This window comes from Agromyces sp. GL_144, from assembly GCF_057834305.1.
Map to the genome: position 1 here is coordinate 1,858,769 of NZ_CM174399.1, position 22,534 is coordinate 1,881,302.

The following is a 22,534-nucleotide window of genomic DNA, read 5'->3' on the forward strand; positions in this document are numbered from 1 at the left end:
CTTGCCGAGGCATCCGCTCGCCTAGGCTGGGGGCATGGCAGAACGCGCATCATGGTCGCTCGGCGCGGCTCTCCGCGGGGTCTTCGGGGCGAAGACCATCGACGACGACACCTGGGACGACCTCGAGGCCGCGCTCATCCGCGCGGACTTCGGTCCGGCGGTGACCGAAGAGATCGTCGACGCCATCAAGGCCCAGGTCGAGCGGTTCAAGACCACCGACCCCAAAGACGTCCAGCGCATGCTGCGCGAGATCGTCGAGGAACGGCTCGTCAAGTACGACCCGACGCTGAAGCTCACCGAGCGGCCCGCGGTCGTGCTCGTGGTCGGCGTCAACGGCGTCGGCAAGACCACGACGATCGGCAAGTTCGCCCGCTTCCTGCGCACCTACGACCGCAGCGTCGTGGTCGGTGCGGCCGACACCTTCCGCGCGGCGGCCGTCGACCAGCTCGCGACGTGGGCCGGCCGCGCCGGCGTCGAGATCGTGCGACCCGAGCGCGAGGGTCAGGACCCGGCATCCGTCGCCTTCCAGACCGTCGACCGCGCCAAGCGCGAGGGCATCGAGATCGTGATCATCGACACCGCCGGCCGCCTGCACACCAAGGGCGGACTCATGGATGAGCTCGGCAAGATCCGGCGCGTCATCGAGAAGCAGGCGCCCATCAGCGAGGTGCTCCTCGTGCTCGACGCGACCACCGGCCAGAACGGGCTCGCACAGGCCGAGGCGTTCATCGAGCACGGCGGGGTCACCGGCCTCGTGCTCACCAAGCTCGACGGCAGCGCCAAGGGCGGGTTCGTGCTCGCGGTACAGGAGAAGACCGGCCTGCCGATCAAGCTCATCGGCCAGGGCGAGGGCATCAACGACCTCACCGGCTTCACGCCGCACGTCTTCGCGCAGAAACTCGTCGGCTGACGACTCGCGGTCTCGTCGGCTGACACTTCACAGAAAGGGCGGCTCATGGCCACCGAGCACGACTACTTCGGCATCGTCGGCGACTACTGGTCGGAGGTGATCGAGTACGCCGACCAGCGGGTCGAGGTCGTGCTCGAGACCGAAGACGAAGAGGTGCCGCTCACCGCCCTCGACGGCGCGGCCGCGCTCGTGAGCGAGCTCGAGCTCGTCGACGACGAGTTGCGCAACGCCTTCGTCAGCCAGCTCGACTCCGGCAGTTCGCCCGTGGTGAAGTTCCTGAACGTGCTGCTCGACCCCGAGCTCGAGCTCGCCGAAGAGGTCGAAGACGCGATCGGCCGCGACTCGGGCGACCGCCAGATCGACGCGCTGCGCTCGATGACGCTCGTGCGCGTCGACCTGCGGCCCGAGCTCTACGGCGAGGGCGAGGGCTTCGCGGAGTTCGAGTTCGGACTCGCGCCCGAAGACACCGACGAGCGCCTCATCGCGTCGATCGACGTCGGGCGCGAGATCGTCGACGTGCGCTTCGAGGGCTGAGCCGGGTTCTCGCGTTTCTCAGGAACGGATGCCACGACACGCCGCGTTCTCAGGAGCGAAGGCGCCGAAATCGTCCGTGCGTGCCTCCTGCTTCCTGAGAAAAGCACTGCCGAGAGACCCGTAGAATCGAAGCACCATGGCTACCTTCGGAAACCTGTCTGACCGCCTCGCCGAGACCTTCAAGAATCTCCGCACCAAGGGCAAGCTCTCTGCGGCCGACGTCGACGGCACCGTGCGCGAGATCCGCCGCGCACTGCTCGACGCCGACGTCGCCCTCGACGTGGTCAAGCAGTTCACGTCGCATGTGCGCGAGCGCGCGCTCGGCGACGAGGTCAACAAGGCGCTGAACCCGGCGCAGCAGGTCGTGCAGATCGTCAACGAAGAACTCGTCGCGATCCTCGGCGGCCAGCAGCGCCGGCTGCAGTTCGCGAAGAACCCGCCGACGGTCATCATGCTCGCCGGCCTCCAGGGCGCCGGCAAGACCACGCTCGCGGGCAAGCTCGCGAAGTGGCTCGTGAAAGAGGGGCACACGCCGCTCCTCGTCGCGAGCGACCTGCAGCGACCCAACGCCGTGAACCAGCTCCAGGTCGTCGGCGGCCAGGCCGGCGTGCCGGTGTACGCGCCCGAGCCCGGCAACGGCGTCGGCGACCCCGTGAAGGTCGCGAAGGACGGTGTCGCCCAGGCGACGCGCGCGCTGCACGACGTCGTCATCATCGACACGGCCGGCCGTCTCGGCGTCGACGCCGAGATGATGAAGCAGGCCGCGAACATCCGCAAGGCGACGAACCCCGACGAGGTGCTGTTCGTCATCGACGCGATGATCGGTCAAGACGCCGTCACGACGGCCAAAGCCTTCCAGGAGGGCGTCGACTTCACCGGCGTCGTGCTCTCCAAGCTCGACGGCGACGCGCGCGGCGGTGCTGCGCTCAGCGTGGCATCCGTGACCGGACGCCCCATCATCTTCGCCTCCACGGGTGAGGGGCTCGACGACTTCGAGCCGTTCCACCCCGACCGCATGGCGAGCCGCATCCTCGACCTCGGCGACATCCTGACCCTCATCGAGCAGGCCCAGCAGGCCTTCGACGAAGAAGAGGCGATGAAGGTCGCCGAGAAGCTCGCGACCGAGCAGTTCACGCTCGAGGACTTCCTCGCGCAGATGCAGCAGCTCCGCGGCGCCGGCTCGATCAAGAAGATGCTCGGCATGCTCCCCGGCGCCGGCGGCATGAAGCAGCAGCTCGAGAACTTCGACGAGCGCGAGATCGTGCGCACCGAGGCGATCATCCAGTCGATGACCCCCGCCGAGCGCAAGAACACGAAGCTGCTCAACGGCTCGCGGCGATTGCGCATCGCGAAGGGCGCCGGCATGACCGTGACCGACGTCAACCAGCTCGTGCAGCGCTTCGAGCAGGCCGCGAAGATGATGAAGACCGTGGCCCGCGGCGGCATGCCGCAGATCCCCGGCATGGGGCCGATCCCGGGCGGCGGCGGTCACGGCGGCGGCAAGCGCCAGGCGGCCAAGGGCAAGAAGAAGGGCTCGGGCTCGCGCTCGGGCAACCCGGCCAAGCGCGCGGCCGAGAACCAGGCGATCACCGACGGCCGTCCGGTCGCCGGTGCGTCGGCCGCCGCGGGCGCCGGCTTCGGACTCGGCACCAAGGGCGGGGCTCCGACGCCGTCGGCCGACGACCTCGCGAAGGTGCAGAAGCTCCTCGGTCGTTAGCGTCACGGCCCCCGCGACGGCGGCCGCTCAGTCGTGGCGCGGCGTCGCCCGGCCCAGGTAGTCCGTGAGCGCGGCGCCGTCGCGCAGGTCGATGCGCCGGTGCGCGTGATCGATGCGACGACGGATGCGACGCACCGGAAGCTCGTGCTGCGCGGCCGCGAAGACGACGTTGCCGAGTCCGGCCTCGGCGAACACCGTGGGCGCCGCGAGCGCGACCACCTCGGTGAAGGCGTCGCGGAGCGTCGCGCCGACGTCGCGTGAGATGCCGAGTCCGGTCGTCGCGATCGTGTTCACGACGAGCACGCCGTCGTCGGAGAGCAGCCTCGCGGCCGCCTCGAAGAACCCGACGGTCGAGAGGTGCTCCGGCGTTCGGCTGCCCGAGAACAGGTCGGCGATGACGAGGTCGTACTCGACGCCGTGTCGCGCGGCGCGTTCGACCGCGGCGCGCGCGTCGTCGTACTCGAAGGTCACGGCGATCGCCGGGTCGAGGGGCAGGGCGTCGAGCACGAACTCGACGAGTCCGCGGTGCAGGTCCACGACGTGGTGCACGGATGCCGGGCGCGTCGCGCCGAGGTACCTGGTGAGCGTCAGGGCGCCGGCCCCGAGGTGCAGCACCCTGAGGGGGAGGTCGGGTTCGAAGCATCCGTCGGCCACCGCGGCCACGCACCTGACGTACTCGAGCTGCAGGTCCGTCGCATCCGACGGGTTCACATGGGACTGGGTCACCCCGTCGACGATGAGCGAGACGCCGCCGTTGGCGCCGCGCCCGGAGAGCAGCTCGGCGTGCAGGCCGCCCGTGTCGAGGGCGAGCACCCGGCGGTCATCCATGTGCCGAGTCTAGGCGTCGGAATTTACTTACAGACCTGTAAGCAAAGTGGTCCGCGAACGCGCTACAGTGATGCGGGCGGCAACGGATGCCGCGACGACAACGGGAGCAGCACATGAGCATCGGTTCGCCCGACTACCGCGATTCAGGGCTCGCCTTCGGCGACGACTTCCTCTTCGGCTCGGCCACCGCGTCGTACCAGATCGAGGGCGCCGTGCACGAAGACGGCCGCGGTCCGTCGATCTGGGACACCTTCAGCCACACCCCCGGCAAGGTCTGGAACGGCGACACCGGCGACCGCGCCTGCGACCACTACCACCGCCTCGAGGAGGACCTCGACCTCATGCAGCGGCTCGGCCTCGAGGCCTACCGGTTCTCGATCGCCTGGCCGCGCATCCAGCCGACGGGGCGGGGCGAGGCGAACGAGGCCGGACTGGCGTTCTACGAACGACTCGTCGACGGGCTCATCGCCCGAGGCATCCGACCGATCGCGACGCTCTACCACTGGGACCTCCCGCAGGCGCTCGAAGACGAGGGCGGCTGGACCAACCGCGCCACCGCCGAGGCCTTCGCCGAGTACGCGCGCATCGTGGGTGAGCGCCTCGGTGATCGCGTCGCCGTCTGGACCACGCACAACGAGCCCTGGTGCGCGGCCTACCTCGGCTACGGCTCGGGCGCCCACGCGCCGGGCCTCATGGACGGGGCCAAGGCGCTCGCGGCCGTGCACCACCTGAACCTCGCGCACGGGCTCGCCATCTCGGCACTGCGCGAGGTCGTGACGAACGACCCCGGCTACTCGATCACGCTGAACCTGCACGTCATCCGCCCGTCGGGCCCGACGGGGCAGGAGGCGGCCCGCCGCATCGACGGCCTCGCGAACCGCGTGTTCCTCGGCCCGCTGTTCGAGGGCGAGTACCCCGCCGACGTCATCGTCGACACCGCGGATGTCACGGACTGGTCGTTCGTCAAGCCAGGCGACACGGAGCTCATCCGCCAGCCCGTGAGCCTGCTCGGCGTCAACTACTACTCGACCGTGACCGTGCGCATGTGGGACGGCGAGACCCCGCGCGTGAATGCCGACGGCCACAAGGACATGGGCGGCACGGCCTGGCCCGGGTCCGAGATGGTCGAGTTCCTCGAGCAGCCCGGCCCACGCACCGACATGGGCTGGAACATCGACCCGGCCGGACTCGAAGACCTGCTCGTCACGCTGCACGAGGCGTACCCCGACCTGCCGCTCATGGTCACCGAGAACGGCGCCGCGTTCGCCGACGTGGTCGTCGACGGCCCCGACGGCCCTGCGGTGCACGATGTCGAGCGCACCGACTACCTGCGCCGGCACTTCGCCGCCGCCCACCGTGCCATGCAGCGCGGCGTCGACCTGCGCGGCTACCAGGTGTGGTCCCTCATGGACAACTTCGAGTGGGGCTACGGGTACTCGAAGCGGTTCGGCATCGTGCGCGTCGATTACGAGACCTTCGAGCGCACGCCGAAGGACAGCGCGCTCTGGTACGCCGAGCTGATCCGCACGCGTCGGCTGCCGGAGGCGCCGGTTCCCGCGGCCTGAGCGGGCAGATCAGGCGGATGCCGCGGCGGCGCCGGTCTCGTCGGCGGCCGAGGCATCGCCCCTGAGCTCGCGCGCCAGGTGGGCGACGACGGCCGTGAGGTCGCCGTCGTTCGCCGCCGCCACGTCGAGCTGGCGCTGCGAGCTGCCGCCGCGATCGAGCAGGTCGATCACGAGCCCGAGCTCGTGCGCGCAGTCGAGGCGCTGCGCGATCGGCTCGAGCGTGACGACGAGGTCGCGGAGGTCATCGGATACGAGACGCTCGGTGCCCGCGGCATCCGTGATGACCTCGGCCGCGAGGCCGTACCGCGCGGCACGCCACTTGTTCTCGCGGGTGTACCAGGGCTGCAGCACGGTGAGCTCGTCGCCGTGGTCGAGGCGCGTGCTCATCCACTCCACGAGGCACTGCACGAGCGCGCCGATCGCGGCGAGGTCCTCGGCGGTCGAGACGCCGTCGCAGACGCGCACCTCGATCGTGCCCCACTTCGGAGACGGGCGGATGTCCCAGCGCACCTCGGAGTAGTCCTCGATGACGCCCGTGCGCACGAGGTCGTCGACGTAGGCCTCGTAGGCGGCCCAGTCGGCCTGGTGGTAGGGGAGGCCGGCCGTCGGCAGCTGCTGGAACATGAGCGCGCGATTCGAGGCGTACCCGGTGTCGACGCCCGCCCAGAACGGGCTGGACGCCGAGAGCGCCTGCAGATGCGGCAGGTAGGTGAGCAGGCCGTCGAGGATCGGCAGGGCCTTGTCGCGATCCTCGATGCCGACGTGCACGTGCACGCCCCAGATCATCATGTTGCGCCCCCACCAGCGGGTGCGCTCGACGAGCTTGTGGTACCTGGGCTTGTCGGTCAGGTGCTGGTCGTACCACTGGCTGAACGGATGCGAGCCGCTGCAGATGAGCTCGTAGTCGCCGAGTTCGTCGACCACGGCGCGCACCTCGTCGAGTTGGCCCTGCAGGTCGGCCACGGCGTCGGCCACGCGCACGTGCACGCCGCTCACGAGCTCGACCGTGTTGGTCAGCATCTCCTCGGTGATGGACGGATGCCGCCCGCCCGCGCTGCGCTCGTGCAGCACGTCGAGCACGCGATCGCCGATCGAGGCGAGCTCGCCGGTGCCGCGGTCGACGATGGCGATCTCCCATTCGAGGCCGACCGTCGACCTGGGGGAGCGGGCGAACTCGATCGTCATTCCGACCCCCTTCCGTGCGGTGCGTGCGCCACCGTCGGCCCATCATGACATGAGCGGGCGCGAACCACGCGGCGCGTCGGGGCGCCGTGCGCGCGTGGCGCCGCGACTACGCTTGGGGCAGGACGGACCAGGGGAGCATGCATGGGTGATTCGTCGTTGCTGGCGACGGTCGTCAGCCTGCGCGAACAGGTCGAACGCGCGATGTCCTCGCGCATCATCGCCGGCGAGTACGAGCCCGGCGCCGTGCTCACCGTGCCCACGATGGCCCTGGAGTTCGGCGTCAGCGCCACGCCCGTGCGCGAGGCCATGCTCGACCTGGCCCGGAGGGGCTTCCTGGCCCCCATGCGCAATCGCGGCTTCCGGGTCACCGAGGTGTCGCTCTCGGAGCTGCGTCAGCTGCGCGAGGTGCGTCTCCTGCTCGAGGTGCCGCCGATGCGACCGCTCGCGGGCCAGGTGCCGCAGGCGGCCGCGGAGCAGCTTCGGGCGCTCGCCGCCGAGATCGTGCGCGCCGGTGACGACGGGCGGTTCCAGGACTACCTCGAGGCCGACACTACGTTCCACCTGACGCTGCTCGGGCTCACCGGCAACCAGGTCCTCGTCTCACTCGTGGCCGAGCTCCGCCGGCAGACCCGGCTCACGGGCCTCGTCGAGCTCGCCGAGCGGGGCGCCCTGACCGAGTCCGGACTCGAGCACGCCGAGCTCGTCGACCTGCTGACCGCGGGCCGGGGCGAGGCGGCGGCCGAGCTGATGGCCCGGCACATCGGTCACGTCGGCGGCCTCTGGAGCGGCGAGGACGAGGACTGAGCCCCGTCCGTTCGCGGCTCACCGCAGGCTGAACCCCTCGGCGAGCGGGTCGCCCGGGTCGAGTTCGAACTCGCAACTGCCGACGCGGTACGCCTCGCCGGCGACCTCCGGCACGACGCCGTCGACGGTGCGCTCGGCGATCCGGGCGAGGAACGTCGTGCCGATGATCGAGTCGTGCGTGAGCACCTCGCCGTCGGCGAGCTCGCCCGTGTGCGCGAGCAGAGCGACCCGCGAGGCCGTGCGGGAGCCGCACGGGCTGCGGTCCACCTCGCCGTCGGCGAAGACCGTCACGTTGCGCTGGTGCGGGCCGTCGACGGTGCGGCCGAGGTCGTCGAAGAGGATCGTGCCGTAGACGCCCGACAGGCGGTCGTCGGAGAGCCGGGCGGCCGGGTGGTCGTTCAGTGCCCACTTGATCTCGCGGCCGATGCGGATGAGCTCGGTCGTGTCGGTCGCGGTCACGGCGAGGCCGAGCGACGCGGCCGACAGGGTCGCGTACACCGCGCCGCCGAAGACGAGGTCGACGTCGACGTCGCCCCGGCTCGTCGAGAGGTGGACGCCCGTGGCGAGCACGCGCGACTCCACGTTGCGGAAGACGACCCCGGTCGTGCGGCCGCCCGTGCGCTGCACGCGAGCCTGAACCCGTCCGCTCGGCACGTCGATCGTGACGAGCGCCTCGCCGTCGTCCGGTGCGGCGACGCGGCCCGTCTGCACCGCCCAGGCGCCGAGCGCCATGGTGCCGTGCCCGCACGCCGTCGAGAAGCCGTCCTTGTGCCAGAACAGCACGCCGAAGTCGGCCCCGTCGTCGTCTGGCGGCGTGATGAACCCGCCGTACATGTCGTCATGACCCCTGGGCTCCAGGCAGAGGAAGCGTCGCACGGCGTCGGCGGGTCCGGTCATCGCCTCGACTCGTCGGTCGGCGACGGTGCCACCCCGGGTCGGTGCGTCGAGCACGATCCGGAACGGCTCGCCCGCCGTGTGCCAGTCCTCGGTCTTCCAGCGCATCATGCGCTCACCTCGTTCGTCAGGGCGACCTGGGCGACGACCAGGTCCTGCCAGCCCATGCCGCAGGTCTTGATCACGACGGGCCGGCCGGATGCCTCGGGCCGGCCGCCGTCGAACAGCGTCGCCATCGGGATGAGCGCCTCGGGGGAGAGACGCCCCTCGGCGATGGCCAGGATGATGTCGCCGGCCTCGGTGAGCGCCACCTGCTCGGACTCGACGATCACCTGCGCACGACCGAGGAGCGCCCCCGGCAGCTCGCGGGCCTCCGGCTCGTGCGAGCCGACGGCGACGACCACGGCGCGGTCGCGCACGAGCGACGCATCGAACAGCGGTTCGCGGGCGGTCGTGGCGCAGACGAGGAGGTCGGCGTGCGAGACGTCCGCCGCCGTGCCGACCGAGGCATCGACGCCGTTCGCGGCGACGAGTTCGGCCACGCGTTCGGCCTTCGCCCGATCCCTGCCGATGAACCGGACCCGTTCGACCGGGCGGATGGCGCGCATCGCCTCGACGTGCCGCACACCCTGCGGTCCCGTGCCGAAGACGACGAGGGAGGTGGCGTCCGCAGGGGCGACCATGTCGACGACGGCGGCCGACATCGCCGGGGTGCGCAGGTTCGTCAGCTCCGTCCCGTCGAGCAGCGCGACGGGGGCGAGCGTCACCGCGTCGAGCACGATGTAGACGGCCTGGATGCGCTCGAGACCGCGCGCCGGGTTGCCAGGTGCGACCGTCGCGAGCTTCTGGCCGGCGAGGACGCCGAGGTCCGACGGCATGAGTAGCAGCTGCCCGTGCCGCACGTCGACGACCGACCGCATCGGGTCGTCCTCGGGGCGGAAGCCGTCGACGAGCACCCGTTGCAGCGCGTCGACGGCCGAGCGCATGGTGACGTGTTCGGCGATGGCCGGGCCGTCGAGGATTCGGAGCGTGTCGAAGATTCCGCGCATGGAACACATCGTAGAGGTAGTGCGTAATATGTCACGTATCGCCGGTGGCGCAAGGTTCGAGCCGGACCAGCAGGACGATTCCCGTTTCTGCGGGGAATCTGCAAGAATGGTCAGTCGAGTTCTGTTGCGCCCGACCCTCTATCCGGCGCACAGATCCACTCAGAGCTTCCGCCGAGTGTGCACCCCACGCTCACGGCTGTCAGTTCGCCCACCTCATAACATTTCAGGAGAATTGTGGCTGTCAAGATCCGTCTCAAGCGTCTCGGCAAGATCCGTGCGCCGTACTACCGCATCGTCGTGGCCGACTCGCGCACCAAGCGCGACGGTCGCGTCATCGAGGAGATCGGCAAGTACCACCCCACCGAGACCCCCTCGTTCATCCAGGTCGACTCCGAGCGTGCGCAGTACTGGCTCTCCGTCGGCGCGCAGCCGACCGAGCAGGTCGCGGCCATCCTCAAGCTGACCGGTGACTGGGGCAAGTTCAAGGGCGACAAGGACGCGGTCTCGACCGTGCAGGTCGCCGAGCCCAAGGCCGCCTTCGTCGCCGACGAGAAGAAGAAGCCGGTGCTGAAGCCCAAGACCGAGAAGCCCGCGCCGAAGGCCGAAGAGGCCGAGGCCGCCGAGGCGTCGACGGACGAGGCGTAGGTCTTGCTCCAGTCCGCGCTCGAGCACCTCGTCAAGGGGATCGTCGATCACCCTGACGACGTGAAGGTCGTCTCCGCGTCGAGCGCACGCGGCGAGGTCCTCGAGGTTCATGTGAACCCCGAGGACCTCGGTCGCGTGATCGGCCGGGCCGGCCGCACCGCGAAGGCGCTCCGCACGCTCGTCACCGCACTCGCCGACGGCCGCCGCGTTCGCGTCGACGTCGTCGACACCGACGACTGACGTGTCCGACGCTCCCAGAACCCAGCTCCGGGTCGGTCGCCTCACGAAGGCGCACGGCCTCAAGGGCGCCATCAAGCTCGAGCTCTACACCGACGATCCCGAGCGCCGGTTCGTGCCGGGCGCCGAGTTCTCGCTGCAGGTTCCGGCCTCGTCGCCGTGGCACGGCAGGCACCTCGTGCTCCGCGAACTGCGCTGGTACAACGCGATCCCCGTCGGGTTCTTCGACGGCGTCGACGACCGCACCGCTGCAGAGGGCCTGCTGAAGGCGATCCTCTGGGTCGAGAACGTCGACCAAGAGGAGGCCGAGCCCGATGCCTGGTACGACCACCAGCTCGTCGGCCTTTCGGTCCTCCGCGACGGCGAGAAGGTCGGCGAGGTCGTGCGGGTCGACCACTTCCCGGCCCAGGACCTGCTGATCGTGAAGTCGGCCGGCCGCGAGGTCATGGTTCCGTTCGTGTCGGCGATCGTGCCGGAGGTCGACGTGGCCGCGGGCGTCGTGCGCGTCACGCCGCCGGCCGGACTCTTCGAGGACGTCGACGACGCCGAGGCCGAGACGGCGGATGCCGCGGCCGAGCGTCCTTCGGACGCCCCGAACGAATAGGCAGCACCCGGTGCGCATCGACATCGTCACGATCTTCCCCGAGTTCTTCTCGGTGCTCGACATCTCCCTGCTCGGCAAGGCCAGGCAGGCGGGCATCATCGAGGTGGCGACGCACGACCTGCGCACCTTCACGCACGACCGTCACCGCACGGTCGACGACACCCCGTACGGCGGGGGCGCCGGCATGGTCATGAAGCCCGAGCCCTGGGGCGAGGCGATCGACTCGATCGTCGGCCCCGGGGCATCCGGCGCCCTGCTCGTGGTGCCCTCGCCGGCGGGTGAGCCGTTCACGCAGGCCGTGGCCCGCGAACTCGCCGCCGAGCGGCAGCTGGTGTTCGCCTGCGGGCGCTACGAGGGCATCGACCAGCGCGTGACCGACCACTACGTCACGCGCATGCGCGTGCGACTCATCAGCCTCGGCGACTACGTGCTGAACGGCGGCGAGGTCGCCGTCATGGCCATGATCGAGGCGGCGGGGCGTCTGGTGCCCGGCGTCGTCGGCAACCCAGAGAGCCTCGTCGAGGAATCGCACGAAGACGGCCTGCTCGAGTATCCGAGCTACACCAAGCCCGCCGTGTGGCGCGAGCTCGAGGTGCCGCCCGTGCTGCTCTCGGGCAATCACGGCGCCGTCGCCGCGTGGCGTCGCGAGCAGCAGCTCGAGCGCACGCGTCGCGTGCGCCCCGAGCTGCTCGACGACTGAGCCGCCCGACGCCGGGCCCGCGCTTCGCATCACTCGGCGTGAGGTGTTCTTCACCTTCCCGAAACAGTCGGGTGCCGATGCCGAAACACGCCGTGCATAACGTCGAAACCGGCGGCTGAGACCCGCCGGGAAGCGCGGGTTGCACCATGGCCGGGTCGAGTGGCGTCAACCGTCCGACCGAACTCGTCGACGGCGCTGCCGTGCGACTCGTCGCGGTGACGCACGGTGCGCCGTCCGCGGCCAATCGGCAGGCGGTGGCACGCCTCGTCGACCGGGTGACCGAGTCCGCCGGCGGACGCGAGGTGACCATCAGCTTCGTGGACGCGAGCACCGCGGATGTCGCGGCCGCCGTCGCCGACGCGGCCGACGTCGACAGCGTGATCGTGCCGCTGACGCTCTCCGCGGGGTACCACGTGCGCACCGGACTCTCGTTCGGGCTCGAGCGCATCGGCGCGGCCGAGCGCCTCGCGGGGGAGCTCGGCCCCGATGACCGCATCGTCGGCGTCCTCGCCGACCGACTCGCCGAGGCCGGGCTGGAACCCGGCGACCAGGTGCTGCTCGCCGCGGCGGGCTCCAACGACCCGCGGGCCGTGCGCGAATGCTTCGAGACGGCCCGCCGCCTGGGGCATCGGCTCGGGCGTTCGGTCACCGTCGGCTTCATCGCGGCGGCGATCCCGCGGCTGCCCGACGCGATCGAGATGATCCGCGAGGTGCACCCGGGCACTCGCGTCGTGATCGCCGCCTACCTGTTGGCACCCGGTGCGTTCTACGACGCCGTGATGGCCGTGGGCGCCGAGGTCGTGGCGGCACCGCTCATCGCCGAGGGGCGACCAGTGCCGCAGGGGCTGGTCGACGTGGTGCTCGATCGCTATGCGGCCGTCGCCTCCGATCGCCTGCGCTTCGCCTGATCGCCGCACGCAACTCTTGCCGAGCAGGGTGCGGCGGATGCCGCGAGCCCGCCCCACTCACACCGTGAGCGTCGGCTCGCCGTCCGGGTCGGCGACCCGCGCCAGGACCTCGGCGATGCGCCCGCGACATCCGCCGCACCCCGTGCCGGCGCGCGTGTCGCGCCCGATGCATTCGACGGTCGTGTTGCCGCAGGCCGCCGACTCCTCGATGCGGCCGACGGTCACCGCGTTGCACCAGCACACCGTCGTGGCCGGCGCGAACGCATCCGCGTCGGCGGTCGGATCGTAGTCGGGCCCGTCGAAGCGCAGCAGCAGCGACCGGTCGGCGGGCAGCTCGCCGCCCCGCTCGAACAGCAGCGTGAGTTCGGCCGCGGTGCGGGGCATCCCGACACTGACGAATCCGGTCAGCGCGCCGTCTTCGGTGACCATCTTGACGTAGCGGAGGTGCTCGGGATCCGCCCACTGCGAGACCCTGCGCCGAGGGTGCAGCGCGTCGTCGTCGAACGGGTCGCCGGAGATGTCACCGACGGCGACGACGTCGATGTGCTCGGCCTTCAGCATCACGAGCGCCTCTCGCTCGGTGGGCGGCGGCATCGTGGTCGGGCGCTCGACCGCTTCGTCGAGGAAGGCGCCGGCCAGCCACGCGGCCTGACGCCATCCGGGGGCGATGAGCCCCGAGGGCGTGCCGGGCAGCGTGCGCCGGCCCGCGAGTTCCTCCGTGCGCTCGACGACCTGCGCGCAATCGCCGATGGCGAAGATCGCCGGGTCGGTCCATGACGCGAGGGTCGGGTGCACGACGATGCCGGACGCCGTGCGCAGGCCGGCGAGCAGGGCGAGCTCGGTCCGCGGACTCACGCCGCAGGAGAGCACGAGCAGGTCGCCCCTGATCTGCTTGCCGTCAGCGGTCACGAGCATGTCGAAGCGGCGATCGCCGTCGTCGGCCGTGCGGAAGGCGACGGCCTCCGCGCGACTGTGCGCGATGACCTGGATGCCGGTGCGCCGCAGTGCGGAGCGCAGCACCTGCCCGCCGCCTCGATCGAGGTTGCGCGGCATCGGGTGGGGGCCGTGGTGCACGACGCAGACCTGCGCGCCCGCGTGGGCGGCCGCCAGTGCGAGTTCGAGACCCAGCACGCCGGCGCCGAGCACGATGATGCGCTTGCGCCCCTGCACGGCCTCGAGCACGCGTTCGGCGTCGGCGAGGTCGCGGAGCGCGGTGATGCCGGCGGGTAGGCGGTCGTCGCGCGCGATGAGCTGTGCGCCGTGCTTCTCGAGCGAGGCGAGGTCGCGGCGGTTGCGTTCGATGCCGTCGAGGGTCGGCGCGTTCGCGCGCGAGCCGGTGGCGAGCACCAGCCGGTCGTAGGGGAGCGATTCGCCCGTGCTCAGCGCGACCGTTCGCGCGACGCGGTCGACCGCGGTCACATCGACGCCGAGCAGCACGCGGGCGCCGGCCTCCTCGGCCGACTCGCGGTCGCCGACGAGCATCGACTCGAGGTCGGTGTTGCCGACCGCGTACTCCGCGACGAGCACGCGGTTGTAGGCCTCGACGTCCTCGCCGGCGAGCACGGTGAGCGCGACGGCACCGGTGCGCACGCCGGGCAGCAGCTCCTCGACGAAGCGGGCGCCGACCGGGCCGTATCCCACGAGGACGACCTTCAGCGGGCTCATGCGGGGACTCCGGTCTCTGCGACGCGCAGCGGTGGGGTGACGGGCACGCGACGGATGGCGACCACGTTCGTCTTGAACTCCGGCATCGCCGAGATCGGGTCGACGGCGTCGGAGGTGAGCAGGTTGGCGGCCTGCGCGTCGCCGTAGTGGAAGGGCAGGAACACGGCGTCGGGGCGGATGTCGGGACTCAGTCGTGCTCGGCAGCGAACCGTTCCACGGCGGTTGACGAGCTCGACCCGGTCGCCGTCGTCGATGCCGAGCCGCAGGCCCGTCGCCGGATGCAGCGAGGCGACGACCTCGGGCTGTGCCGCGAGCAGCTCGGGCACGCGGCGGGTCTGCGCGCCGCTCTGGTAATGCTCGAGCAGGCGTCCGGTGATGAGGGTGATCTCCTCGCCGACGGGCGCGGGGCGTGCCGACTCGCGCACCGCGACCGGCACGAGTCGTGCGAGCCCGTCGGGGTGCGCGAAGTGGTCGGCGAACAGGCGCGGCGTGCCGGCGCTGCCGCGCGGATACGGCCAGTACGCGGCATCCCCGCGGTCGAGCATGGCGTAGTCGATGCCCGAGTAGTCGGCGATGCCGCCCTCGGAGGCGAGACGCAGCTCTTCGAAGACGGCCTCGGGGTCGGTCTCGAAGGCGGCCGTGCAGCCGAGCCGCTCGGCCAGCTCGTGCAGGATCCAGAGCTCGTCGCGCACGCCGGCCGGCGGCGTGAGGGCGCGTCGGCGGCGGATGACGCGGCCCTCGAGCGAGGTCATCGTGCCCTCCTCCTCGGCCCACTGCGTGATCGGTAGCACGACGTCGGCCAGGGCGGCGGTCTCGGAGAGGAAGAAGTCGCAGACGACGAGCAGGTCGAGGCGCTCGAGCCCGGCCCGCACCTCGCGCACGTTGGGGGAGCTGACCACGAGGTTCGATCCGTGCACCATGAGCGCGCGCACGCCGCCCGATGCGCCGAGCATGCCCAGCAACTCGATCGCGGGAACGCCCGGTCCGGGGATGACGTCGGGGTGCACGCCCCATACCCGGGCGACGTGCGCGCGCGCCTCGGGGTCGACGATCTTGCGGTAGCCGGGCAGCTGGTCGCATTTCTGCCCGTGCTCGCGACCGCCCTGCCCGTTGCCCTGCCCCGTGAGCGTGCCGTAGCCGCTGCCGACACGGCCGGGCAGCCCGAGGAGCAGCGCGAGGTTGATCGCGGCCGTCGCGGTGTCGGTGCCGTCCACGTGCTGCTCGACACCGCGTCCGGTGAGGATGTACGTGCCGTCTCCGGAGGCGAGCCGGCGGGCGAGGCGCTTCAGCGTGAGCGCGGCGACGCCGGTGACCGACTGCACGCGCTCGGGCCACCAGGCGGCGACGCTGCGGCGCACCCGCTCGAACCCGACCGTGCGGGCCTGCACGTAGTCGAGGTCCACGAGCCGTTCGGCGATGACGACGTGGATCAGGCCGAGCAGCAACGGCAGGTCCGTGCCGGGCACGGGCTGCACGTGAAGGCCCCTGCCGTCGTCGGCGAGCCTCGCGGTGGCCGTGCGGCGCGGGTCGACGACCACGAGGCCGCCCGCGGCCTGGGCTCCTGCGAGATGCCCGATGAACGGCGGCATCGTCTCGGCGACGTTCGTGCCGAGCAGGAGGATCGTCGAGGCGCCGTCGAGGTCCTCGAGGGGGAACGGCAGCCCGCGGTCGACGCCGAACGCCCGGTTGCCGGCGGCCGCGGCCGAGGACATGCAGTACCGGCCGTTGTAGTCGATGCGGCTCGTGCCGAGCGCGAGCCTGGCGAACTTGCCGAGCAGGTAGGCCTTCTCGTTCGTGAGGCCGCCGCCCCCGAACACGCCGACGGCGTCGGCGCCGTACTGCGAGCGGATGCCGCGGAGCGAGGTCGCGATCAGGTCGAGCGCCTCATCCCACGAGGCCTCGTGGAGCGCGCCGTCGGCGCCCCGCACGTGCGGGGCGCCGAGACGGGACGGCGCCCTCAGCAGCTCCGCCGACGTCCAGCCCTTCTTGCACAGCCCGCCCCGGTTCGTCGGGAAGTCCCGGCCGGTGACGGTCACGGGCGTGCCCGCGGCATCCGCCCCCGGATCGTACGCCCGGTCGATCGTGCGATCGGTCGCGGCATCCGTCGGGGTCAGGGTCATCGCGCACTGCAGTGCGCAGTACGGGCAGTGGGTGTCGGCGGATCGCGTCAAGCCGGTCTCGATTCAGATCTTGTGGGCGCCGAGCTCGCCCGAGCGCACGTACACGGCCCAGGTGAGCGCGAGCAGCAGGACGTAGGCGGCGATGAACCCGATGAACGCGGCGGCGTACGTGCCGGTTGACTGGAAGGAGAGGTTCAGCGCCTGCGGGATGAGGAACCCGCCGTAGGCGCCGATGGCCGAGATGAGGCCGAGCGCCGCGGCGGCCTTGCGCTGCGTCGAGACGTCGCCCGTGCCGCCGCCGCGGATCGCGAACACGATGGGCACCATGCGGTACGTCGAGCCGTTGCCGATGCCGGCCGAGGCGAAGAGCAGGAGGAAGAGTCCGAGGAAGAGCCAGAAGCTGCCGAACTGGAGCGTGAGCAGCACGGCCACCGTGATGAGGGCCATCGATGCGAAGGCGAGCATCGTGATGCGGGCTCCGCCGAAGCGGTCGGAGAGCCGGCCCCCGTACGGACGGGCCAGCGAACCGACGAGCGCGCCGAGGAACGCGAGCGACACCGAGGCGCCGCCGACCGCGATCGAGGAGAACTCGGGGAACTGGTCGGCGATGAGCTTCGGGAACACGCTCGCGAAGCCGATGAACGAGCCGAAGGTGCCGATGTAGAGCAGCGAGAGCAGCCAGAGATGCGGCTCCCGGAGCGCCGCCGCCGAGCCCGAGAAGTCGGCCTTCGCATTGGAGAGGTTGTTCATGCAGCGGGCTGCGCCGAGCATCGCGACGAGGATGAACGGGATCCAGATCCAGCCCGCCACCGGCAGGTTGAGCGTCGCGCCCGCGCCGATCGTGATCACGATCGGCACGACGAACTGGGCGACCGACGCCCCGAGGTTGCCGCCCGCTGCGTTCAGGCCGAGCGCCCAGCCCTTCTCGCGCTGGGGATAGAAGAAGGTGATGTTCGACATCGAGCTGGCGAAGTTGCCGCCGCCGAAGCCCGCGAGCGCCGCCGCGGCGAGCAGCACCGGGAACGGCGTCTCGGGATTGGCGACGCAGAGCACCATCGCGATGGTCGGTGCCAGAAGCAGACCCGCGGAGATGACGGTCCAGTTGCGCCCGCCGAACTTCGGCACGAGGAACGAGTACGGGATGCGCAGGGTCGCGCCGACCAGGCTCGGGATGGAGATGAGCCAGAAGATCTCGCCCGTGCTCAGGTCGAAGCCGGCGGCCGGCAGCGTGACCGCGACGATGCTCCAGAGCTGCCACACGACGAAACCGAGGAACTCGGCGAAGATCGACCAGTCGAGGTTGCGACGGGCGATCGCGCGGCCCTGCGCCCGCCACTGCTCGGCGTTCTCGGCGTCCCATCCGTCGATCCAACGACCCGGCCGCATCGTGAGCGGCGCCGCCACCGTCGCGGTCGATGCTGCGGATGTCTCGGGTGCGTCGGATGTCGCGGGGGGAGCGGTGCTCACGGTCTGGGTCATCGGGGCCTCCGGGGTTCGATCACGAGTGGATCCTTCGAATCGAAGCTATTGAGGTCGTGTTTCTGCGGATCGGTCCGGCCGTAAACCCTGCGTCTCCACCTGCTCACCCGTCGATGCCGACGATGTGAGGCGGTGCTCACACGTCGATGCGGTACCCCCGCTTCACGACCGTGGCGATGAGGCCGGGCACGGCGAGGGTCTGGCGGAGGCGACTGAGGGCGACCTCGAGCGCATGCTCGTCGTTCGTCCCCGGCAGGCCGGCCGCCAGCCGGTCGCGGGCCACAACCGACCCGCGCGCGAGCACGAGCGAGCGCAGGATCATGAGCGCGACCGGCGCGAGCGAGACCCGGCGGTCGGCCACGTCGACGATCGACCCGCGGAGTGCGAGCGGGCCGTGGCGCGTCTCGAGCCGCACGACCCGATTCGTCTCGAGATGCTCGCAGACGAGCCGGATGAGCGCCCCCATGCGGTAGCGCTCGGGCTGGATCGGCTCGATGCCCGCCGCGACGAGCGGGAGCGCCGTGACGGGCCCGACCGCCGCCGCGACGACCGGGCCGCACATCGCGTCGACGAGGTCGTCGTAGCGTCCCATCGCCTCGGCGGCGCCGAAGAGCGCGTGCACGGCCGGGGCGCTCGTGAAGGTGATGGCGTCGAGGCCGCCGGTGCATGCCGACTCGATGAGCCGTTCGACGCGGTCGTCGGACTCGTCGATCTCGACCCAGCGGTACGGCGCGACGGTGAGCACGAGGTCGTGGGCGTCGCTCAGCCGTCGGAGCTGGGAGGTCTCGAGGAACCCGTGCAGCTGCACGGCGACCGTGAGCCCGGCGGGGTAGTTCGCGAGTACCTCGTCGATGAGCGACTCGGTCGTCTCCTGCGCGCTCATGCCGACGTCGTTGAGCCCTGCCGCCCGGATGCCGCCGCGCGCCTTCGGCCCTCGCACGAGGATCGCCGTGTCGGCCAGGGCCTCGACGAGGTCTTCACCGAGCCCCGCGGCATCCGCGACCTCGAACCAGCGGCGGATGCCGTAGGCGGTCGTCGCGAGCAGCACATCGGGGCGGGCGTCGATGATCGCACGGGTGTCGGCGATGACGGGATCGTCCGACAGGGCGTTCGTCATGCGCAGCGTCGGGGCGTGGATCACCGTCGCGCCGCGCCTGGCGAGGGCGTCGATGAGGTCGGCCGATCGCCGATCGCTCGTGACGCCGATGCGGAAGCCCGCGAGCTGATCGGCGCGGAACCCGGGCGCGCACTCGAGGAGGTCGCTCACCCGGCCACCGCCGAGAATCCGGCCGCGCGGTCCATGAGCTCGGCGGCGCTCGAGTCGCCGTCGTGGGCGAGCCGCACGACCTCGCCGATGACCACGACCGCGGGCGAGGACACGCGGGCGCGCCCGGCCGTCGTCACGATGTCGGCGAGCTCGCCGATGGTCGTGCGCTGGCCGGCCGTGTATCCGCGCTCGATGATCGCGACCGGCATCCGCTCGGTCATGCCGGCCCGGGCGAGCCCGGCGGTGAGCGACGGGAGCGTGTTCACGCCCATGAGCACCACGATCGTGCCGCCGAGGCCGGCCAGGTGTTCGAGTTCGGTCGCGCTGAGCGGAGCGTGGCCCGAGACCACGGTGAACAGGTGGCTGATGCCGCGGTGCGTGAGCGGGATGCCCGCGGCGGCCGGCACCGAGATGGCGCTCGTCACGCCCGGGACGACCTCGACCGGCACGCCTGCCCGGTGGCAGGCGAGCACCTCCTCGCCGCCGCGGCCGAGCACGTAGGGGTCGCCGCCCTTGAGCCGCACGACCCGGTCGCCCTCGAGGGCGTGCTCGACGAGCAGCGCCTCGATCTCGTGCTGCGGGATGGCGTGGTGTCCTGGATGCTTGCCGACATCGACGAGGAGCGCATCGGGTGCGAGTTCGTCGAGCCGGTCGTGCGGGGCGAGCCGATCGTAGAGCACGACGTCGGCCTCGCGGAGGGCGCGCACCGCGGCGACCGTCATCAGGTCTTCGCGGCCGGGGCCGCCGCCGACGAGCGTGACGCGGCCGGTCGCAGCGCCGGTCATGCGTCCACCCCGCGGACCGGGATCGACGCGCCGGAGATGAGCACCGCTTCGCCGCGCTCGCGCTCCTCGAACGTCGCCGGACGCAGCTGGCCGCGCTGATCGGGCACCCGGGCGACCGACGGATCGGGCACGTCGGGGGCGTTCACGAACGAGCGGAAACGTCGCAGCCGCTCGGGGTCGGCGAGCGTCGCCGCCCACTCGTCCTCGTAGGAGCCGACGTGCCGCTCGACCGCCTGTTCGAGCTCCTCGGCGAGGCCGAGCGAGTCGTGCACGACGACGTCGCGCACGTGGTCGAGGCCTCCGTCGATGTCCTCGATCCACCGGGCCGTGCGCTGCAGCCGGTCGGCCGTGCGCACGTAGTACATGATGTAGCGGTCGATGTACTTCAGCAGCGTCTCGTCGTCGAGGTCGCTCGCGAGCAACCGGGCATGCGCCGGCTGGAAGCCGCCGTTGCCGCCGACGTACATGTTCCAGCCCAGGTCGGTCGCGATCACGCCGACGTCCTTGCCCCGCGCCTCCGCGCATTCGCGCGCGCATCCCGAGACGCCGAACTTGAGCTTGTGCGGCGAGCGCAGGCCGCGGTAGCGCAGCTCGAGCTGCACGGCCATCGCGACGGAGTCCTGCACGCCGAAGCGGCACCACGTCGAGCCGACGCAGCTCTTCACGTTGCGCAGGGCCTTGCCGTACGCCTGTCCCGATTCGAAGCCGGCGTCGACGAGTCGCTTCCAGATGTCGGGCAACTGGTCGAGACGGGCGCCGAACAGGTCGATGCGCTGCCCGCCCGTGATCTTCGTGTAGAGCCCGTAGTCGGTCGCGACCTGGGCGATGACCGCGAGCTTCTCGGGCGTGATCTCACCGGCCGGGATGCGGGGGACCACCGAGTAGGTGCCGTCCTTCTGCATGTTCGCCATGGCGCGGTCGTTGGTGTCCTGGAGGCCGCCGCGTCCGCCGTCGAGGATGTACGAGCCGTGCTGCGTCGCGAGGATCGAGCCGACGACGGGCTTGCACACGTCGCATCCGCGGCCCGTGCCGAGCCGCGCGACGATCTCGTCGAACGAGGTGAGCTCGAGCACGCGGATCGACTCGAAGAGCTCCTGCCGCGAGAGTTGGAAATGCTCGCAGAGGGCCCGCGAGGGCGTGATGCCGGCCTTGGTCAGCTCGGTCTCCATGAGCTTCTTCACGAGCGGCACGCACGACCCGCACTGCGTGCCGGCGCGCGTACAGGTCTTCAGCGCGCCGAGCTCGGTGCAGCCCTCGGCGTGCTCGTCGCCGTTCACCGCCTCGCGGATCGTGCCGGCCGTCACGTTGTTGCAGGCGCACACCAGGGCGGATGCCGGGAGCTCGTCACCCGCGGGCGCCTCCATGCCCGACGCCGAGAGGTAGGCCGCAGGCTCCGACGAGAGCTGCATGCCGAGCATCGGGCGAAGCGATGCGTACGGAGACGCGTCGCCGACGAAGATGCCGCCGAGCAGGGTCTTCGCATCATCGGTCATGACGAGCTTCTGGTACAGCCCGCGTGCGGGGTCGGCGTAGACGATCTCGAGCGCCTGCTCGGTGCGTGCCAGGGCATCGCCGAAGCTCGCCACGTCGACACCCGAGAGCTTCAGCTTGGTCGCGTCGTCGACGCTCGTGAACTCGGCCGCCCCGCCGAGCAGCCGGTCGGCGACGACCTCGGCCATCGCGTTCGCCGGGGCCACGAGTCCGGTGCACCGGCCCTCGAAGCTGGCCACCTCGCCGATCGCCCAGATGTTCGGCGACGACGACGCGCAGGCCGTGTCGATCGCCACGCCGCCGCGCGGTCCGAGCTCGAGGCCGAGGTCGCGCGCCAGTTCGTCGCGCGGGCTGATGCCGATCGCGAAGATCACGAGATCGGCCTCGATGACCCGCTGGTTCGTGAGCTCGACCGCCGTGACGACGTCGTCGTCGACGCGGATCGCCGACGGACGGGCGCCGAGGTGCAGGCCGATGCCCTGGCCCGAGATGATGCGGCCGAGCGCCCGGCCGGCACCCTCGTCGAGCTGCGCCGACATGAGCCATCCGCCCGAGTGCACGACCGCGACCTGCGCGCCGAGCTTCGCGAGTCCGCCGGCGGCCTCGAGCCCGAGCAGCCCGCCGCCGGCCACGACGACGCGGGCCGGGCGGCCGTGGTGGAGTGCGAGCCCGCGCGCCTCGGCCACCAGGTTGTCGACGTCCTCGATGGTGCGGTAGACGCGTGCGCTCGCCGCCCCGGGGATGTCGGGCACGGGCGCGCTCGAGCCGGTCGCGAGCACGAGGTCGTCCCACACGAGTTCGGTGCCCGTGGAGGTCGTCGCGATGCGACGGGTCGCATCGATCGCCGTGACGCGCTCGCCGGTGACCAGTCGCACCCGCCCCTCGTCCCACATCGAGGTCGGCTCCAGGGTCAGGTCGGCGTCGCCGTCGGCCAGCCGCGTGCTGAGCGCGACGCGGTCGTAGGGTCGGTGCGGCTCGTCGCCGACGACGGTGACGTGCACCGTGCGCTCGGCGTCGCGGGCGTGCAGGCTGTCGGCGAGGCGGTGGGCCGCCGGGCCACCGCCGACGATGACGATCCGGCGTTCCGCACCGCGGGCGAGGTCGGTCTCGGTCATGGGTCCTCCGTGGCTCGATTGCTGCGAGCGTA

20 protein-coding genes are annotated in these 22,534 nt (G+C 71.3%); 10 read left to right on the top strand and 10 right to left on the bottom strand.

Annotated features, from left to right (window positions below; genetic code table 11):
- Positions 1-34 precede the first annotated feature (34 nt).
- From ftsY to ffh, 3 genes are all read left to right on the top strand, one after another.
- Positions 35-910, top strand: coding sequence for a signal recognition particle-docking protein FtsY (ftsY, locus tag AC3IPY_RS08345; RefSeq protein WP_489187962.1), 876 nt, complete (start codon positions 35-37; stop codon positions 908-910).
- 45 nt (positions 911-955) lie between these two features.
- Entirely contained in the window at positions 956-1,444 is a 489-nt protein-coding gene (locus AC3IPY_RS08350) for a hypothetical protein (protein WP_489187963.1), read from the top strand.
- Between the two features lie 136 nt (positions 1,445-1,580).
- On the top strand, positions 1,581-3,161 hold the full coding sequence (gene ffh / locus AC3IPY_RS08355) for a signal recognition particle protein (protein ID WP_489187965.1): 1,581 nt from the start codon (positions 1,581-1,583) through the stop codon (positions 3,159-3,161).
- A 27-nt stretch (positions 3,162-3,188) separates the two neighbouring features.
- Here the strand turns inward: ffh and AC3IPY_RS08360 are convergent, their stop codons facing one another.
- Complete coding sequence (locus AC3IPY_RS08360; RefSeq protein ID WP_489187966.1) at positions 3,189-3,989, bottom strand: spermidine synthase; 801 nt, start codon at positions 3,987-3,989, stop codon at positions 3,189-3,191.
- 113 nt (positions 3,990-4,102) lie between these two features.
- Here AC3IPY_RS08360 and AC3IPY_RS08365 point away from each other — a divergent pair, with 113 nt between their 5' ends.
- The gene (locus AC3IPY_RS08365) at positions 4,103-5,554 is read left to right on the top strand and encodes a GH1 family beta-glucosidase (protein WP_489187967.1); all 1,452 of its coding nucleotides are present in this window, start codon (positions 4,103-4,105) and stop codon (positions 5,552-5,554) included.
- Positions 5,555-5,563: 9 nt separating this feature from the next.
- Here AC3IPY_RS08365 and AC3IPY_RS08370 read toward each other — a convergent pair whose 3' ends face one another.
- Positions 5,564-6,739 carry a glutamate--cysteine ligase gene (locus AC3IPY_RS08370; protein ID WP_489187968.1) on the bottom strand — a complete coding sequence of 392 codons (1,176 nt, stop codon included), beginning with the start codon at positions 6,737-6,739 and terminating at the stop codon, positions 5,564-5,566.
- 141 nt (positions 6,740-6,880) lie between these two features.
- Between AC3IPY_RS08370 and AC3IPY_RS08375 the strand changes: the two genes are divergently transcribed.
- Positions 6,881-7,543: a GntR family transcriptional regulator gene (locus AC3IPY_RS08375; protein ID WP_489187969.1), complete on the top strand. Its 663-nt coding sequence runs from the start codon at positions 6,881-6,883 to the stop codon at positions 7,541-7,543.
- An 18-nt stretch (positions 7,544-7,561) separates the two neighbouring features.
- Here AC3IPY_RS08375 and AC3IPY_RS08380 read toward each other — a convergent pair whose 3' ends face one another.
- Both AC3IPY_RS08380 and AC3IPY_RS08385 read right to left on the bottom strand, forming a co-directional pair.
- Positions 7,562-8,548 carry a proline racemase family protein gene (locus AC3IPY_RS08380; RefSeq protein ID WP_489187971.1) on the bottom strand — a complete coding sequence of 329 codons (987 nt, stop codon included), beginning with the start codon at positions 8,546-8,548 and terminating at the stop codon, positions 7,562-7,564.
- Positions 8,545-9,486, bottom strand: a complete 942-nt coding sequence (locus tag AC3IPY_RS08385; protein ID WP_489187972.1) for an ornithine cyclodeaminase family protein — start codon at positions 9,484-9,486, stop codon at positions 8,545-8,547. Before AC3IPY_RS08385 ends, AC3IPY_RS08380 begins: the two co-directional genes overlap by 4 nt.
- Before the next feature lie 234 nt (positions 9,487-9,720).
- On the opposite strand from AC3IPY_RS08385, the gene rpsP reads away from it, so the two are divergent.
- The 5 genes from rpsP to AC3IPY_RS08410 all read left to right on the top strand — a co-directional run bounded on the left by rpsP (position 9,721) and on the right by AC3IPY_RS08410 (position 12,580).
- A complete protein-coding gene (rpsP, locus tag AC3IPY_RS08390; protein ID WP_156997659.1) occupies positions 9,721-10,131 on the top strand; it encodes a 30S ribosomal protein S16 in 411 nt (136 codons plus the stop codon).
- A 3-nt stretch (positions 10,132-10,134) separates the two neighbouring features.
- Entirely contained in the window at positions 10,135-10,371 is a 237-nt protein-coding gene (locus AC3IPY_RS08395) for an RNA-binding protein (protein WP_056651189.1), read from the top strand.
- Position 10,372: 1 nt separating this feature from the next.
- Positions 10,373-10,972 (top strand): ribosome maturation factor RimM, encoded by a 600-nt coding sequence (gene rimM / locus AC3IPY_RS08400; RefSeq protein WP_489187975.1) that lies wholly within the window; start codon positions 10,373-10,375, stop codon positions 10,970-10,972.
- Positions 10,973-10,982: 10 nt separating this feature from the next.
- Positions 10,983-11,672, top strand: coding sequence for a tRNA (guanosine(37)-N1)-methyltransferase TrmD (trmD, locus tag AC3IPY_RS08405; RefSeq protein WP_489187977.1), 690 nt, complete (start codon positions 10,983-10,985; stop codon positions 11,670-11,672).
- Between the two features lie 146 nt (positions 11,673-11,818).
- Positions 11,819-12,580, top strand: coding sequence for a sirohydrochlorin chelatase (locus AC3IPY_RS08410; protein ID WP_489187978.1), 762 nt, complete (start codon positions 11,819-11,821; stop codon positions 12,578-12,580).
- Positions 12,581-12,637: 57 nt separating this feature from the next.
- On the opposite strand, the gene AC3IPY_RS08415 is transcribed toward AC3IPY_RS08410, so the two are convergent.
- The 6 genes from AC3IPY_RS08415 to nirB form a co-directional block, all read right to left on the bottom strand.
- Positions 12,638-14,245, bottom strand: a complete 1,608-nt coding sequence (locus AC3IPY_RS08415; protein WP_489187979.1) for an NAD(P)/FAD-dependent oxidoreductase — start codon at positions 14,243-14,245, stop codon at positions 12,638-12,640.
- Positions 14,242-16,416 carry a molybdopterin oxidoreductase family protein gene (locus tag AC3IPY_RS08420; RefSeq protein WP_489187981.1) on the bottom strand — a complete coding sequence of 725 codons (2,175 nt, stop codon included), beginning with the start codon at positions 16,414-16,416 and terminating at the stop codon, positions 14,242-14,244. The genes AC3IPY_RS08415 and AC3IPY_RS08420 overlap by 4 nt, the downstream gene beginning before the upstream one ends.
- A 12-nt stretch (positions 16,417-16,428) precedes the next feature.
- Positions 16,429-17,844, bottom strand: a complete 1,416-nt coding sequence (locus AC3IPY_RS08425) for an MFS transporter (RefSeq protein ID WP_489187983.1) — start codon at positions 17,842-17,844, stop codon at positions 16,429-16,431.
- Between the two features lie 136 nt (positions 17,845-17,980).
- Positions 17,981-19,111, bottom strand: coding sequence for a uroporphyrinogen-III synthase (locus AC3IPY_RS08430; RefSeq protein ID WP_489187985.1), 1,131 nt, complete (start codon positions 19,109-19,111; stop codon positions 17,981-17,983).
- Positions 19,108-19,896 carry a uroporphyrinogen-III C-methyltransferase gene (gene cobA / locus AC3IPY_RS08435; protein ID WP_489187986.1) on the bottom strand — a complete coding sequence of 263 codons (789 nt, stop codon included), beginning with the start codon at positions 19,894-19,896 and terminating at the stop codon, positions 19,108-19,110. Before cobA ends, AC3IPY_RS08430 begins: the two co-directional genes overlap by 4 nt.
- On the bottom strand, positions 19,893-22,502 hold the full coding sequence (nirB, locus tag AC3IPY_RS08440; RefSeq protein ID WP_489187987.1) for a nitrite reductase large subunit NirB: 2,610 nt from the start codon (positions 22,500-22,502) through the stop codon (positions 19,893-19,895). The genes cobA and nirB overlap by 4 nt, the downstream gene beginning before the upstream one ends.
- Positions 22,503-22,534 lie beyond the last annotated feature (32 nt).

What these genes read in the sequence shown, in the direction of transcription:
- AC3IPY_RS08385 (WP_489187972.1), bottom strand. Translation starts at nt 9,486, where the DNA reads ATGCGCGGAATCTTCGACACGCTCCGAATCCTCGACGGCCCGGCCATC.
- AC3IPY_RS08425 (WP_489187983.1), bottom strand. Translation starts at nt 17,844, where the DNA reads ATGACCCAGACCGTGAGCACCGCTCCCCCCGCGACATCCGACGCACCC.
- cobA (WP_489187986.1), bottom strand. Translation starts at nt 19,896, where the DNA reads ATGACCGGCGCTGCGACCGGCCGCGTCACGCTCGTCGGCGGCGGCCCC.
- ftsY (WP_489187962.1), top strand. Translation starts at nt 35, where the DNA reads ATGGCAGAACGCGCATCATGGTCGCTCGGCGCGGCTCTCCGCGGGGTC.
- AC3IPY_RS08370 (WP_489187968.1), bottom strand. Translation starts at nt 6,739, where the DNA reads ATGACGATCGAGTTCGCCCGCTCCCCCAGGTCGACGGTCGGCCTCGAA.
- AC3IPY_RS08380 (WP_489187971.1), bottom strand. Translation starts at nt 8,548, where the DNA reads ATGATGCGCTGGAAGACCGAGGACTGGCACACGGCGGGCGAGCCGTTC.
- AC3IPY_RS08415 (WP_489187979.1), bottom strand. Translation starts at nt 14,245, where the DNA reads ATGAGCCCGCTGAAGGTCGTCCTCGTGGGATACGGCCCGGTCGGCGCC.
- AC3IPY_RS08375 (WP_489187969.1), top strand. Translation starts at nt 6,881, where the DNA reads ATGGGTGATTCGTCGTTGCTGGCGACGGTCGTCAGCCTGCGCGAACAG.
- AC3IPY_RS08360 (WP_489187966.1), bottom strand. Translation starts at nt 3,989, where the DNA reads ATGGATGACCGCCGGGTGCTCGCCCTCGACACGGGCGGCCTGCACGCC.
- AC3IPY_RS08410 (WP_489187978.1), top strand. Translation starts at nt 11,819, where the DNA reads ATGGCCGGGTCGAGTGGCGTCAACCGTCCGACCGAACTCGTCGACGGC.
- AC3IPY_RS08350 (WP_489187963.1), top strand. Translation starts at nt 956, where the DNA reads ATGGCCACCGAGCACGACTACTTCGGCATCGTCGGCGACTACTGGTCG.
- ffh (WP_489187965.1), top strand. Translation starts at nt 1,581, where the DNA reads ATGGCTACCTTCGGAAACCTGTCTGACCGCCTCGCCGAGACCTTCAAG.
- AC3IPY_RS08365 (WP_489187967.1), top strand. Translation starts at nt 4,103, where the DNA reads ATGAGCATCGGTTCGCCCGACTACCGCGATTCAGGGCTCGCCTTCGGC.
- nirB (WP_489187987.1), bottom strand. Translation starts at nt 22,502, where the DNA reads ATGACCGAGACCGACCTCGCCCGCGGTGCGGAACGCCGGATCGTCATC.